Genomic DNA, 15,804 nt, shown 5'->3' with positions numbered 1-15,804 from the left:
GCATTCCAAACAAATATAAGCTACATATACAAAGCACAAAGATTTTTGAAAATAGCTCTAAATAGAACTCTTGTATTGTGAATCAGATAGCTAAAATGCTGCTAGATAATGGAGAAAATGCTAACTTGAAAATCAGGATTGTGTACCATTACACCTTGCAGCTCAAAAAGGTTACAGAGAAATTGTCGAAATTCTGTTAAACAATAATGCAGATCCTGAATGGCTTTGTTGCATAGCTGTCAATAAGATGTAGAGATGGAAGGAATTTACAAGGCAAATTCGAAAAGAGGCATACCGATATCAGTAAATTTATTAAGTAATACCAATTCCCATTCCCACTATACAAAGAACGGATAGACAATAATGGAAAAAAAGCCATACTAAAGTAAGTGAAGTAGCGAGGTTTAAATGGCATTAAGATCAAAATTATTGGATGAAAAAGTGAGCAAAAGAAATGCTGAAGAAAGTAAGGAACAATGCATATGTTTCAAAAAAACTAAATGCTGTAATTGCGGCAAAAAAGCATAGTATAACGGCTGTAGCAAAAATATATTGCATTTCAAGAAGCGCACTAACTTCGTGGATAAAATTCTTAAAATTTGGCAGAGAAGAAAAACTGTTTGCTCCTCCACAACGCCGTAAAAAAACTAAATTAAATCAGGCTCAACTACAGCAAGTTGAAGCATGGATAGAAGAAAATCCTAATATTACCATTAAAGAAATGAGAATAAGAATCCAGGAAAAGTTCGGATTAAATATCAGCAAATCTACAGTACACCGCCATATACAAAAGATGAAATTTTCATATATTACACCAAGACCAGTACACAACGTACAAGATAAAAGTAAACAAGAGGAATTCAAAAAAAAATCTCAATGAAGTTATTGGCAAGTATCCAGAAAAAGAGCTATTTTTCTTTGATGAATCAAGGTTTGGCACACATTCGAAAGTTGGGCTCTGTAATATCTTTCTTCATAGGTAATCTCCTAAATTGAAAGAATTACTTGGAGTTTACCCACTTTCCAGCCTTTTTTCACTTCTTTCTAACCCATAGTTGGGGTTAATAGAATTTTTTTTGTGCCGTTAAACTTTACACAATTTTTTAGCTGTGTTTTATCTTGAACCGATAGAAAATCATAGTATATTGAGTATTTTAATCGGGTTAGGTAATGAATTACACTCTAATGCCATCACTTAAGCATAAAGCTCTTGTGGAAATAGCTATTACGTTATGGAATCAAGATGATGCCTGGGATTTAGCGTCAAAGTTTTACTTCTCATCACCAATCCTAAATGTCAGTGAAAGAAAAAGAGAATGGCAAAAGGTAGAGGATGAAGTGATAAAAAAGGTACTAAAACTTCCGCTGCCAGAATTGTTAAAAAAGGAACTATCAAGTTTTGTTGAAGCAATAGGTTGGCAGATACTCATATGGAAACAATATCATAAAAATCTTTTAGGTGGCAAAGATGCTAGAGCAAGCTTAAGCAAGCTTTGTTGGACACCACAAGGCACTATTGATAAAGAGAAAACAGCAAAGATATTAGTGCAAGATGAAAATTTAGATATTGCTAAGCGCTATAGATTAGCATGCACTTATTGTTTAGAAGATAACATTCTCACCCTATGGAAACAAATCAGTGGTAGGAAACTCTATGGAAAAGATCTTAGGAAAATAAGAATAAATGAATCACCTCTAGTATCGTTCTGGTCCCATCATATAGAAGAAGAAACAGCTCAGTTAGGCGATATAATAAGAAGATATTGTCAAGATGATAGTGTTACTCATTATGAGTATGCATTTCGACGTTCAGCAGTTAGTGGCAATGAAGCAGCAACCAGATATTTCCTACAAAAGTTAACTCCTGAAGAAAAAGATAAGGTCTTAGTAAGAACTGCAGAATATGTGGCAAAAAGACGTTGTGACTGTGTTAGTGAGTTTACAGATTTTTCCAGGGAGAATTATATTGATGTTTTGTGCTTTTTACTTTCAGAAATGGATAGAGAACAACAAATGGAAGTGTTCAAGAGCTGCTCTTATGAAGTGCTAAAGTGCTTTTTGGATTGGCCATGGCAGAGTTTTTTTATGGAAACAGCGCAGCATATGTGGGCTTTCCTTTCTGAAGAAGGTTATGATTGTTTATTGAGAGTAATCGTTAATAAGATGATAGATGGTAATAAAGATTACAATTATCAAAAGCTCTTTGGAATATTTTGGCAGCAAGGTCCTAGTACTCACACAAAACATGTAATAGATAAATGCGGATCAGGTGGGTTATTATTACTAGACTTATTTAAGGTTGAAGATGTGGAAAATATCAAACTGATCTTTCAAGATGCAACTCCCAAAGAGAAAGAAAGGCTTATTTTTTGTAGTAGGGGGCAAGATATTTGCCAAGATTTGATTTATGGTGATAGGGGGGGATTTATTGAGTTCTTCATTCGAGAATGTATATCATCAAAAAATGAAATGGTAAAATTTAGGGAGGAATTTAAAGAACGTATAACATGGTGTTGTTCAAGAGAGGAATTTACAAAGAGGAAAGATAAATGGGATAAGTTTTTTCAATTACTGGATAATCTTATTCAAGAAAATGATAAAAAGAGAGGAATAGAAGGAGAAGAAAGTAGTCCAGCAAAGAAACTTCGTAGTATAGAACTTGAGGAAGTGACACACAGTATGAAGAAATAGATAAGAAAATGCCAAGAGCAACAGCTGAAGCGAAACATATTGAACACAAGCTTGAGTTAATAGAATTATTACTCACTGAACCAATTAATCCAGGTAACGGTAAGGGTAACCCTGTTCTCTCAGTAAATTTCGATGCACCTAAGGGATTTGCTGAAAAGTTTAGTTTATTTCTTCGTGAAACTCCAAATATTGGTTCAACATCTAGTCCTGAGTTTTTTATTCATAGCATATTAGGATCGATTTTAACCCTTCCTAATAGTGGTCTAGTAGAAAAGCTTGGCATCAATAAGGTGTATATTAAGCGTACTAATTTGAAAGTAGAGGGATTGAAAAATGAGATTAGCATTGTAAAACTATGCTTTTTTCTTGAAAAAAGTGGAAGAAAACAAGTGGTTCTTAGAGCTTTTACAAATGATCAAATTACAGGTTATGGGGATTTAAAACGGAAATATTGTTATAATGATGATGAACTTAAAGAGATAGCAAAAACACTAGAGATCTCTGACATAGATAACACAGATATAAATGAGTATTCGTTTCATATGCGTACTGAAGAAGATTTAGGCAACCTGTCATTCGAACTATATAGAGAACAAAGAGATAGAGTAAAAGAAAAATTTAAGGATTTGGTGTCTTCTCCATCTCAAACTAGTGAATTTGAGGAGATCAATATAGGTCGGTCTACAAGTCTTGAAGGTGCATTTAAACAGCTTTCTGATAAGAGTATAGATCAAGTAATAGTTGGTATTAGAGAAATTTTTCTTGAACTGGCCGAAATATACAAAAGTAATCAGGGAAAGTTTTCACTGGGCAACTCAGAAGCAGCATATCATGGGTTTGTTTATGGAGCTTTAGCATTAAATTTTAAATATCGTTATGGTCTTAATTGTTATGTTGAACGTGCTGCAGGTAACGGACGTGCAGATTTAATACTTATGTCACGTACAAAAGATGCAAATGGTAGGATAAATCCTAAACCTGTTCCAGTAGTTGTTGAGTTTAAAGGAGAAGGTCATACTGCTGATGAAGCTATAACACAGATCAAGAACAAAGGTTATTTGTATAACCTCAGCATTAGAACTAAAGCAGAAGAGGCGGTTATAGTGGGAATTAGTTATGCTGAAGTAAAGACAGAACAAGCTAAGATTTTTCAATCCCAAGGTTTTGTGCATCAATTATTAGAAGGTGCTAAAGATTTTGATGGCAATGAAGCAAAGGAAAATTTAAAGGCAGAACTAAAGAACTTATATCACTTGATACCAAGTAAGGATAAAAACTATTTAAGCAAACTAGTGTTCGGACAGATTTTAGCTATGGATAGTATAGATAAAAATATTTTCACTTATCAGAATGAAGATAGAAGTATAGGAAGAGAGGCTACTACATTTCTACTATTCAATCAAGGGGAAGATAGAGCAGTAATATTAAATATTATAGAACGTAGTGGTGAATTAAGAGAACTTAGAAGGCAAAAGAGATTTGACAGTAATAAAATTCCTCCAATTGATGAACTGGATATTGATTCTGCAGTTAAAATCGACCTGATAATAAACACAGGAGTAAAGAATAACCTAGGTGGGTTTGAAGTAGGAGAAAGAAAAGATAAGTCTTATTTTCAGGATATAAATATAAAAGAAGTCTCTCATAACTCTAAAAATAGATACAAGGGTAAATTTGAAAGAATAGGGAATGTTGACGTAAATAGCTTAATTGAACAATTACGTGGAATTGATGTTGTAGACTTGCTTAAGGAAAGTAAAGATGAAGAGATGATGGGAAATAAGTTAAAAGAGCCACTATCTCCTTTAGTAGAAGCTTTATTGCCTTTTAAGGAATTAATAAAAAGAGAAGTGGACTTTCAAGCAATAATGCAAGGGTTATTGATAAATGGAAAAACGCAAGATGGTAAAGAGATTAAAGTGTATGTGGAATCTAATATATCTTCATTAGGGAAAATGGACCTGGCGCTATCTTTTACATATTTGCAAGGAGATGAATCTACTATTGAGGAAGATGAACCAATTATCATAGAATTAAAATGTGCTAATAGTAGTGTAAAGAAAAAATTAGGACATGCAGAAAAACAGATGAGTGACAAATATAAAATTCTTAGATCTTTTACTGATAAGAGAACAGCCAAGTTTTTAGCCATGGTTTTTAATCAATCTAGTAGGTCCGATAAAGATTTAATTACAGCAAGCATAAAAAGTATTGAAGTCTATCATACCACATCTCAAGGTGAGATTAGCTCTCCCGAAAGAGGTGGTGCAAGAAAAAGGCTAAGGCTTGAAACTGGGCCTCAAATGGAATGTTTAGAAGCTAAAAGAAGAAAAATAAGAAATATAGGCATGTACTGCATAGACTCACGTGATGAAGAAAATATTACAGAGGAAGAAAAAGAGCAACGTATTAAAGAGTTGTTTAATGCTAACAAGGTAGCGGAAAGAGTAAAGAATATTGAGTTTTATGATCAGCTTTTCAAAGTTTCTGAACGAATCTCTAGAGGTGAAGCTACAGACCAAAATGTTGAAGAAGCATTTATTGCAAAGGTTAAAAATGTAGATCTAAATTCAATAGACCCAGAGATCAAGGATATTGTAAAGGAGATGAAAGAAAATAAAGAAGAAATCAAAAATATTCTCAGAGGATATGGGGTAGCAGAAAAAATAGGGAAAGTAGCAGAAAGTGCAGGTTTTGCCTTTACAGTATTTTTAGTTGGTAAACATATAGCAAATGGAGATGTAGAAGGCCTAGGTTATGATGCATTAAATCTCTGGGTAATGCCAAAGATTGGTGAGAAAATCTCTGGAAAAATATTAGGATTAGGAGAAAAACTTGATTCTCAAATGCTAAAGGGGTTTGCCCCAGTTATGGGACCTGCTATAGGTAACTTTGCAGCATTTTTAGGGTTAGCAGAGTCGATAAAAGCTCGGGAAAGTGCAACGAATCCTGTAGATATAAAGATTGCTGACCTAAACATCGCAACTAACTCCATTTTTATAGCTGCAGATGTACCTGCGATTGTTACTGAGACAATGTCAGCCGTAGGAATAGAAGCTGGAGTAATGGGAGAATTTGCTGGTCCAGTTGGTACTGCTATTTCAGTTGCTGTTATTATTATATCGCAATTTGTAGAAGCAGAGCTTGAGGTAGAGAAATTGGAAGAGCACATAAATCTTACAGATCAGGAGAAGCATGATTTGTATTGGGATTTCTTTCTTGGTAAAAAAGTACCAGATTATATAGAAAATGATATAGAGGCAGAAAGTATATATAAACAATATGTATTAAAGCTTATAAGCCAATATAAAGGTAATTATGATAAAATAGTTATGTCGCTGCCTTATATATTGGTTACAAAGGAAAAGCGTGTTTATGGGGAAATACAACTCCTCAGAGTTTATTGTCGTACTAACACAAAAATAGTTGATACTAAGTTTGATTTTGGATTCAATACGAATGTTACATATCCATTTCATATCAGTGATATTAATTCTAGAGTGATTCCTACGAACATTGAAAGTTATAGTGTCGTTTGCGGACCACACGATAGCGATATTAAAGTACAAATTGATAATCCTCCCTGTACTGACTGTGTTGTAAATGGAATTGGCTCAGGATGTGATAACTTATATGATCATAGTAATGTATTACTAAATAGAACATTTGAAAAGTGGTTTTTACAAGAATACCCTAGCGACTGTTATAATGCGGTTATATACAGAAATAAGAATTTCCGTGGGTATGGAAGCGTATACTATATAACAGCTCAAAATGCTAATATTAATGTTGTTTTTCAAGAAAAGGATATTTTAAATGGTGATCGAGGTAGAAGAGGTAAGGTAGAAAATAGGTACTATTTTGAAAAGTCATTAGATAGTTGCAAGGTGTATAACTCAGGTAGAAATTTCTTTTACATAGCAGGGAAGTTCTCTTGTGATTTAGGAGCAGATAGACAAAAGAATATAGTTATAACACAAGGTAATCTTACTACAGATTCAATAAACATACATTCTATTATCGGCAGTAATAGAACTAATTATATAAAGTTCTCTAATGCAGATTATGTAGATGGTAAGGGTGGAAATGATATAATAACAGCAAAAAACTTTGCTACAATAAAAGGTTATTTTGGTGATTCTATTCACGGAAGTGGCTTAGTATTATTGCCGATAAATTTTAGTGATATAGATAAAATAACTCATGTTAACGACAGAACAAATATTTATAATAAAAGTGGAGATTCTATAAGTGTAGATAAACAGACATTAATAAAAACAGCAGATGGTTTGTTTGTAACTCCAACGAAAGTAGAGAGTAATACTGGAACAGTAGCAAGTCTACAAATAACAAAAAGCGTTGGTAGTGATGTTATATTAGATGATGAGTTAGATAAGTTGCAAACAATAGATAATCGGAACTTTAATATTACAAAGCAATTATCAAGTACTAATTATCGTAGTACTATAGGTAGTTTTAGTAATCATATTTTTTATCCTGATAAAGAGCACCATAATTTTTACTGGGAAGCTCCAAGTAATATAAACCATCTTTATCTTTTCGATGAAAAAAGTGCTAATATTACGATTGCTCAAGCAAATGGTATATTAGACTTTAGTCAATTAAATAGCACATTAAATGATATACAATTTGCAGAGAATAATGAAGGAGAAATAAAGATTAACAAAAGTAGACTAAATGTAACCCTGCTACCAGATTATAAAGATGTTACGGTAACATTTGATAGGGAAAAATATTATAAACTTCAGAATGGTGAACTAGAGCGTGATTATTGTTCTCATAGCTTAAAAATAGATGGAAGATTTAGCGTTAATGGTACTGATCTGTTAAATCATTATAATTGTTTCACATTTGATTCAGATAAGGTGCTTTTTTTAAAACTCAATAATGATTTGCTATTGTTATCAGATAAAGGAGCATTATCAATATCAGATTACTATTCTTTTGTTCATAGAAACTGGGATTTATCTATAGAACTAAACAATAGAATTATAGAACCAGAAGAATTTGGAGAAAGAGCTGATGATTTTAGTTCTTTCAGGTATTATAAACCAGATGAACAAGGGTTACAGATTTATCATAATCAGCCTATTAATAAGAATGATATTGGTTTAGTTGATTTGAAAGGTAAGTCTATATTAGATTTCGATATGAAAGTTATGAATGATACCTTATTGCTATCACATAAAAATAACACTCTTGTAAAAGTAGAGAACTGGAATACTTATCAACCAGCAAGAGAAATGATGTTTGCTTTTAATGATACAATAGTTTCTAACTCAAAATGTATAGCTTCTACTTGCAATCCACAAGATGTTATAATGGACTTTAATAAAGAAAAACAGAAACAGTATTCTCAGCTAATAAAAACCTCAGGGCCTGAAGAAGCAAAGTCACTTATAAGAAAAGCTATCCAGGAGAATAAGTCGAACTTGCTTGAAGCTCTTCTTGATGGTATGAGAAACAGGGATGATAGATATACTCTTATCAATGCTAAAAACGATTTCGGCGAGACATTTCTGCACCTTGCTATCTCTCAGTGTTTTGTTGATAACGGCGTTAATAACCTAAAAGATACTAAGTTAAAGATTGTAGAGCTGCTGCTTAACAGTGGTATTGATGTTAATGCTCAGGATACCCAGGGCAAGACGTCTTTGCACCGCGTTGTCCTTCTAATGGGTTATTTAGTTCAAAATAATCATGATTTTAGTTTGTTACAACTTCTGATTTTTAAAAATGCTGATGTTAATATTCGTGACAATAATAGTAAGAAGCCTTTAGATATTGCAAGAGATAAAGGTTTCACAAACATAATTTCCTTTTTAGAGAAGGCAGAAAGAAGAAATGAATACGTTGCACCAAAGCATATACGTCATCATAAAAGACATGCTTATCATAGAGGGAACCGTCATCGTTATTCACCTATTGAAAAGACAACAAAAGCTAGAATAGAAGGAAAAGCTATAGTAGGTAAAATTGAGTCTATGATAGATGAAAAAAGTCCTACAGTAGGATATGATGATGTAGAGGTTATGGTAGTAGGTGGCATAGAGATTGCTGCAATAAATAGAAAAAAAATCAAAGTGAATAAGGCAGAAGAGGTGCGCTATAAGAAAGCTACAAGCAGAGCAAGTGCACTATCTTCATGGATAAACAGTTTGTTCGGTTCAGTAAAAACCTCAATAGGTCGGTTATTAGATTCTAAACCTACATTGTCTGACGGAGTATCAAGTACTACAAGTCCAATCTCACAAGTTGATTCACCAGTAGATATAAACGGCACAATCATGTTACTTGATGTGCTTATTAGAAAAGTTACAGGTCAAAAATACATTTCTACAGCAGATCAGCACGTATCATTACTGGAAGCGCAGGGCTATGCATTAAATATTACAGAGGAATTTGAGAAAGTAGTAGAACAAGCTGCATTAAAAAGTGGCATATCAATGCATCGGTTAAATATTGATTTTGTTGAAATACAGAAAGAAGTTACAGGAAAAATCATGAGTGGTAAATTTGATGAGATTTCGGGGATTTTCAACTCATATGTAGAGAAAGCATGTTCTGGTAAAGAAGCTGGTAAATTAAGTCCGAAGAAATTTGAAAAGTTTATAGCTCAATTTAATAAGGGTCTGCTAAATCAATCAATAGAGCAGATATTACACAACAGAGATGGTAGATTAGAAGTTGATGGTACAAAAAAACAGCAGATAAGTTTAGAGCCTCAAAGTTATTTAAGTAATGCTTCAGTTCACAGCCATTCAAAGGACAAAGTATCAACTTGTCTTTCTGATGTAGGAGTAACCAAGCTTGGAAATACTTTGAGTAAGTAGATGAGAATATGGAAGGTATAATATGCCAAATAGTGAAAAGCTTATAATAGAATTTAAAGTGGAGGTGGTAGATCCCCTTAGCAAGTTTGATGGTTCTAATACTAACATGGATGAAGTAGGAATGAGAAGTACAAGACTAGAATTGGGAAATAAATGGTTAATGTACTATCAATATTAAACTTACGGTATATATCTTTAATATGTAAGGCTGAATAAGAGGGTAACGTTATGATAGTAATTTATATAATTCTATGTGCAATCTTTATAGCCATTTTAGACAGTTCACTAGATTCTTAATTAGGGGACATGTCTAACTTAGAAAAGGTTTTTATAAGTGTTAAAGTGAATAAGTAGGAATATTATGTTTTTTCTTTGAGTTGTGAAATTTCAGAATGAGAGAGACCGGTAATTTGAGCTATAACATCAATAGAGACACCGGCCTTGAGTGAGTTTTTTGCAACTTCGATTTTTTCTTCTTGTCTACCTTCTTGTTTAGCATCATCGAGTTTTTGAGCGAGGACAGCCTGTTCATCACGAATACGCTTGATCTCCTGTTCATAGGCGATAAATTCTTTTTCTGACCAGTTGAATCTATTTAGTTCTTCATATGCTCTTTTAATTATTAGATCACTTCCTATTATTCTCTCTAGCTCTTCTTCACTAGTTTCGTCTGCATATCTGAAAAAGTATACCCATTTTTCAACTATACTTGAAAGCTGATCTTCTTTGGTTTTTGGAAATTTAGGCAACTCAATAAATATAAAGTAAAAATCTTTTAGATCATGTTCATTAGTATCTTCATCGCGAATAGTATGCTTTGATTTATACTCAGACTTATCAGGAAATAAAATACAATCTGCTATAGCAATAAAGATAATTTCTTTAAGGTCATGGTATTGATCACCTTTATCGGCTTGTCTTGAATAGGCTTTAGCAGCATAGTATTGAGCACGTTTTTCAAAGCCCTTAGTTTTAGCGACCTGCATTTCGACTATGACTTGTAGCCCATTTTCATCCCTACAAAGAACATCAACAATGCTTTGTTTTTTAGAAGCAATATCAGGATCCTGTATTGTACTTTTGCCAGTGAAGCCAAGGATATCATTAAGGAAGTGAATAAGAATGTCCTTATTTTTTTCAGTGCCAAAGATGCGCTTGAACGATATATCATTCTTTGGATCGAGAAACTTCGAAAGAGCCATGAGAAAGTAAGATAAAAAGCATTAATAATTATACATAATTGTGAAGAAATATTCAACTAAAATGCAAACATTTTGTATATCTTTATTTGGTAGTATTAACCTGTATAATATTTATGGCAAACATCTCAATAAGGTATCAGATAGCAGAAAAATTAAGAAGTTGTAGGTTAGCAAAGGGATATACTCAAAAGGATTTAGCAGAGAAAATCGGTGTAACATATCAAATAGTACTACAATATGAAAAAGGAACACGTAAAATTTCGATTGAAAAGTTGTGCGCTATAGCAAAGGTGTTATCAATTAATATTACGGATCTTATTCCTGTATCAAATGAGAAAATCTGTTTTGAAGATGAGGGAGAGAAAATATTAAATCTAGTAAGAAAATATAAAACGATTAATGATCAGGAATTACATAGAATGTTTTGTTTACTAACCAAATTTGTTCAAGTTAGTGAGAAAAATAGTAAAAAAACGGAGAGAATAAAAATTGCAAAAGGTCTGGTTAAAGGAGGAGTTTCTGTTGATATTGTTGCAAAAACAATTGGTCTCTCTGCTGATGAATGTGTTGAAGAAAAAGGAGGTTCTATTTACTGCCAAATAGGAAAGAAGATAAAAGAATGGAAGAGAGTATACTCAAAAGGATTTGGCTGAGAAAATGGATACAACACGTGACGAAATAAGTATAGCTCTTCTCATAATAATCCAAACAAGTTAAGATATGGATTTATGGTAGTGGGGTTTGTATGCCAGCAGCGTATAGTTACGACTTAAGGAAAAAAGCAATGGAAGCATTGGATGAAGGAGAAAGTAGAGCAAATGTTGCCGAGAGATTTAAAATTGGAAAAACGACTCTATATGAGTGGCAGAAAAGACGTAAGGAAACGGGAGATTTTCATTCAAAAAAGCCTGGAAGCGTAGGATATAACCATAAAATTACTGACTGGAATGTTTTTACCAAATTTGCAAAAAACCATGGTGGCAAAACTCAGTCAGAGATGCTGGGGCAATATCAGTAGACAAACGATTCACCGTGCACTTAAAAATATTGGATTTACAAGAAAAAAAGACCTACGGATATAAAGAAAGAAATGAAGAGAAGCGAGCTCACTTTTCAAAGGTTATAGCAACAAAACGTCATGAAAATCTTGTATATATTGACGAATCTGGAATAGATAATACAGAAGACTACCCATACGGATACTGCAGAAAAGGAGAGAGGTTTCATTCACTAAAATCAGGTAAAAAAGCTCAGCGGGTCAGTATGATTGCAGCTCTAAATAAAGAGAGAATCATTGCTCCATTGACCTTTGAAGGATATTGCAATGAGGATGTTTTCGAGGCTTGGTTGAGCAGTTTTTAACTCCAATTTTAAGGTCTGGCCAAACTGTAATTCTTGATAACGCTACTTTTCATAAATCTAAAAAAATAGATAATCTTGCTAAAGGAGTTGGTGCTGAAATTCTTTATCTTCCTCCATATTCTCCAGACTTTAACAAAATTGAGCATCAGTGGTTTGCTATAAAGAACAGAGCTAGAAAAAATATCCCTATTTTTAAGTCTTTCCGTCATGCTGTTGATTCTGCTTTTTTATTCTGACTATTATGAGAAGAGCTATAACTATGAACAAGGAAGGATTGCTGTTCCACTGGGAAGATTATATGAGATAGCAAAGGCGTTATCGATTAATATCGTGGATCTACTTGAACCAGCAGAAGATGCAGATGAAAGAGTAGGAAATGAATTACCGAATTTAATTGAAGAATACAAAAAGATTGAAAATCAAGAACTACGTAATGAACTAATAAAATCTATGTTTGAAAGCATACAAATTTGTGAAGAGAAAATTAGAGAAGTAGAAAGAATCAAAATTGCAAAAGACTTAGTAAAAGGAGGAATTTCTATTGATATTATTTTGCAAGCGGTAGGCATCTCTTTAGACGAAATTCAACAAGTTTAAAATAAAAAAATCATCATATATTAATATCTTCACTTCTTAATGAAAAAATAAGTAAAAAAGATTGAGAAATTGATTTGACTTCACTCGAAAGCTATGGCCTCATGCCAATGCTGATAAAGCAGTAAATATTTAAAAAAAGTTTGTTGTTAGTGAAGGGTAAATTATATGAATAAAAGTAAAGAAGAAATCGAATTCAGAATATTAGAAAGCAAAGGCAAAGCACTACTTGATCGTGAAATAATGGAAACGTTTCTAAGTGCAGTACATGAAAGGCCGCAAGCTCAAGAAATTGCTAAAAATCTGGTGAACACTTATACGGGAGTAGGAAGGATTTTAGGTAGAGAAATGGATGACCTGAAAGTTATAGAAGGAGTAACTGATTCTGCAGTAGCAATGATTATGTGTGTTAAGGAAACACTAGAAAGGGTACTGAGAGAAAAGCTCAAGAGTGAGCCAATAATGGACTTACAAGGGCTAGTAGAGTACTTAAACGTAAGTATAGGACACTCAGAAAGGGAATGTGTAAAAATACTGTACTTGAATAAAAGGCGCCAATTAATCGGAGAAGAATCCTATATTGGTGAAATGGAAAAAGCACCAGTATACATAAAGGAAATTATAAGAAAAGCATTAATAAAAAATGCAACATTAGTAATAATGTCACATAACCATCCTGGAGGGAGTTTAGAACCATCAGAAGAAGATCAAGCAGTAACGAAGAGCTTAGCAGCAGCGTGTAGTACTGTAAGTGTTAGATTATTTGATCATATTATCATCACAAGTGCGGGCTATTTTAGCTTTAGAGAAAACGGATTGTTATAGCAGAAAGTATTTGCAAATCTACTCACTATAATTTATACTGAGTAATAGAGTGTATAAACTAAGATTTATATACTTAAAAAGTATTTTTAATAGTGAGGATAATATGGTTAATAAAACAATTGTACCTTTTAATGATAAAAAGGGAGGTACTTACGAATTAAATATTGATCTTGATAAATTATCAAAAGGTGAGATGTTGAATGCTATTATAGGAATTGGTCGTGCTAAAGAGCAGTCCACTTTTGTAAGCAAAATTAATAAGGCTAAAAAACCTGGAGAAGTGCCCTTCCCTAATAGAGACGTTCAAATCAACTACGGAAAGGGACTTGATTACATATATGGCACAAAACCTATAAGTGATCAAGAAGATAAAAATCCATTTACCTCTGCCTTGCAAAAAATAAAGCCAAGTAGAGGTGAAAGTGAAAAGTTAAGCTGGTTTAAAAGTGCTGTGGTAAGAGCAAAAAGTCCAAATGAACTGCACAAGGCTGTAGACGAAGCACTAGCTGCTGGAGCAAGGCTAAATGCATGTAATGATGGGGAATGGAGTTTTGCAGAACATGTAGTATTAGGTACACATTTTCACAGATTAGAAAAAGGTGATCGAAAAAAGCTAATACGTAAATTAATGCTAAGCGGTGCAGAGTTTCATGATACTCTACTACAGAATAAACTGATAGGTGAAATCTATAATGAGCTACAACCAGAAGTTCAGCCACAGATAGATAAGCAACTAGAAGAGCTAGAGGAAGCTGGCGAAAATGCTGTGCAAGAAGGATCCTTAATAGATTTCGAGATAGACAATACAACATCATATATAGAATTTTCTGATGATAGCAAGGTAGAGGTAGCCAAAATATTGGAAGCAAACAGAGGTTTAATTTTAAGAATGGGCAATAATGCAGTAGAGGTTAAGAGCGAGAAAGGAGATATAAGAAACTATACTGATATGTCAGATGGAAGCTCTATTGTATTAGAATTTCCTACGAGCATTGGTAAGCTAAATATTGTATTGTACCAGGATGTAAAAAACTACGATCAAATACAAGTAAAAGTAGCAGATAAGGAACTGTGGGCTAAATTACAACAAAGAGGAGAAGAAATTGGAAAAAATTGCCTTTTTGGTAGAATGACAGTTAAAGAAGCAGTAGAGAAAGGTAATTTCACTAGATGTGGCATATGGAGTGAAAAATATGCTATAAAAGAGATTAGCAATGATGAAGTACTCTCTCCACCTTCGTGGGTAAATAGAATATATGGAGGTAGTAAAGAAACCTTTAGGGAACTTTAATTCATTTATTTTGAGGTTCCAGAGTTTACTGGAGCCTTTGAGCTATAGTAGAAAATATTGTACATACGGTTATTTTCATGGAAAGAAGTCTAGACTATGAAGTAGGGCAAAAAATAAAAAATTGGAGGTTAGAGCAAGGGTATACTCAGAAAGATTTAGCTGAGAAAATCGGTGTAAAGTACTGGGTAATACTACAATATGAAAAAGGGAACCGTAGAATTCCAATTGAAAGGTTATATGCTATAACTGAGGCACTATCAATCAGTATTACGGATCTAATTCCTATATCAAAAAGCTGTCTTGAAGATGAGGGAAAAGAAATATTAAATCTAGTAAGAGAATATAAAAAGATTAATGATCAGGAGTTACGTAGAATGTTTTGTTTACTAACCGATTTTGTCCAAGTTAGTGAAAAAAATAGTAAAAAAGCAGAGAAAATAAAGATTGCAAAAGGTTTGGTTAAAGCAGGAGTTTCTGCTGATATTGTTTCAAAAATAATTGGTCTCTCTGCTGATGAATGTATTGAAGAAAAAGTTGGTTCTATCTACTACCAAATAGGAAAAAAGATAAAAGAATGGAGGCTAGTGAGGGAGTATACTCAAAAAGATTTAGCAGAGAAAATGAATACAACACGTCACGAAATAAGCAACTATGAACAAGGAAGGACTGCTGTTCCACTTGATAAATTATATGAAATGGCAGAAGCATTATCGATTAATATTACGGATCTACTAATAGAGGAAGGGAGTAAAGTGAAAAATGAGCTACCTGATTTGATTAAAGAATACAAAGAAATTGAGAGCCAAGAACTACGTAATGCACTAATAAAATCTTTGTTTGAAAGCATACAAATTTGCGAAGAGAAAGTGAGAGAGGTAGAAAGGATTAAAGTTGGAAGGGATTTAGTAAAAGGGGGAATTCCTATTGATATTATTGTGCAAATAGTTGGTTTATCTGCTGATCAAATTGGATGAAAATTTATTTC

At 33.1% G+C, this 15,804-nt stretch carries 7 protein-coding genes and 5 pseudogenes; 11 read left to right on the top strand and 1 reads right to left on the bottom strand.

What is annotated here, in order from left to right; translation table 11 throughout:
* Window positions 1–151 precede the first annotated feature (151 nt).
* The 5 genes and pseudogenes from ABWU24_RS07560 to ABWU24_RS07540 all read left to right on the top strand — a co-directional run.
* Window positions 152–253, top strand: a pseudogene (locus tag ABWU24_RS07560) (hypothetical protein); the annotation flags it as partial.
* Between the two features lie 155 nt (window positions 254–408).
* Window positions 409–956: pseudogene (locus tag ABWU24_RS07555) on the top strand (IS630 family transposase); the annotation flags it as partial.
* A 214-nt stretch (window positions 957–1,170) separates the two neighbouring features.
* On the top strand, window positions 1,171–2,691 hold the full coding sequence (locus ABWU24_RS07550) for a hypothetical protein (protein WP_149168922.1): 1,521 nt from the start codon (window positions 1,171–1,173) through the stop codon (window positions 2,689–2,691).
* A gap of 8 nt (window positions 2,692–2,699) precedes the next feature.
* The gene (locus tag ABWU24_RS07545) at window positions 2,700–9,545 is read left to right on the top strand and encodes a latrotoxin-related protein (protein WP_353274223.1); all 6,846 of its coding nucleotides are present in this window, start codon (window positions 2,700–2,702) and stop codon (window positions 9,543–9,545) included.
* 22 nt (window positions 9,546–9,567) lie between these two features.
* The gene (locus ABWU24_RS07540; RefSeq protein ID WP_167495309.1) at window positions 9,568–9,723 is read left to right on the top strand and encodes a hypothetical protein; all 156 of its coding nucleotides are present in this window, start codon (window positions 9,568–9,570) and stop codon (window positions 9,721–9,723) included.
* Between the two features lie 181 nt (window positions 9,724–9,904).
* Here the strand turns inward: ABWU24_RS07540 and ABWU24_RS07535 are convergent, their stop codons facing one another.
* Window positions 9,905–10,747 carry an Rpn family recombination-promoting nuclease/putative transposase gene (locus ABWU24_RS07535; RefSeq protein WP_353274221.1) on the bottom strand — a complete coding sequence of 281 codons (843 nt, stop codon included), beginning with the start codon at window positions 10,745–10,747 and terminating at the stop codon, window positions 9,905–9,907.
* Between the two features lie 113 nt (window positions 10,748–10,860).
* On the opposite strand from ABWU24_RS07535, the pseudogene ABWU24_RS07530 reads away from it, so the two are divergent.
* The 6 genes and pseudogenes from ABWU24_RS07530 to ABWU24_RS07505 all read left to right on the top strand — a co-directional run.
* Window positions 10,861–11,431: pseudogene (locus ABWU24_RS07530) on the top strand (helix-turn-helix domain-containing protein); the annotation flags it as partial.
* 61 nt (window positions 11,432–11,492) lie between these two features.
* A pseudogene (locus ABWU24_RS07525) lies at window positions 11,493–12,345 on the top strand (IS630 family transposase).
* 19 nt (window positions 12,346–12,364) lie between these two features.
* A pseudogene (locus ABWU24_RS07520) lies at window positions 12,365–12,706 on the top strand (transcriptional regulator); the annotation flags it as partial.
* Between the two features lie 165 nt (window positions 12,707–12,871).
* A complete protein-coding gene (locus ABWU24_RS07515; RefSeq protein ID WP_353274764.1) occupies window positions 12,872–13,528 on the top strand; it encodes a RadC family protein in 657 nt (218 codons plus the stop codon).
* A 103-nt stretch (window positions 13,529–13,631) separates the two neighbouring features.
* Window positions 13,632–14,819 (top strand): hypothetical protein, encoded by a 1,188-nt coding sequence (locus tag ABWU24_RS07510; protein ID WP_353274762.1) that lies wholly within the window; start codon window positions 13,632–13,634, stop codon window positions 14,817–14,819.
* A 77-nt stretch (window positions 14,820–14,896) separates the two neighbouring features.
* Window positions 14,897–15,793, top strand: coding sequence for a helix-turn-helix domain-containing protein (locus ABWU24_RS07505; RefSeq protein ID WP_353274760.1), 897 nt, complete (start codon window positions 14,897–14,899; stop codon window positions 15,791–15,793).
* Window positions 15,794–15,804 lie beyond the last annotated feature (11 nt).

It is taken from the genome of Wolbachia endosymbiont (group B) of Hofmannophila pseudospretella (genome assembly GCF_964028515.1).
Lineage (GTDB): Bacteria > Pseudomonadota > Alphaproteobacteria > Rickettsiales > Anaplasmataceae > Wolbachia.
Note: the sequence above shows the minus strand (reverse complement) of the source record. Positions and strands in the feature narration are given on the sequence as shown.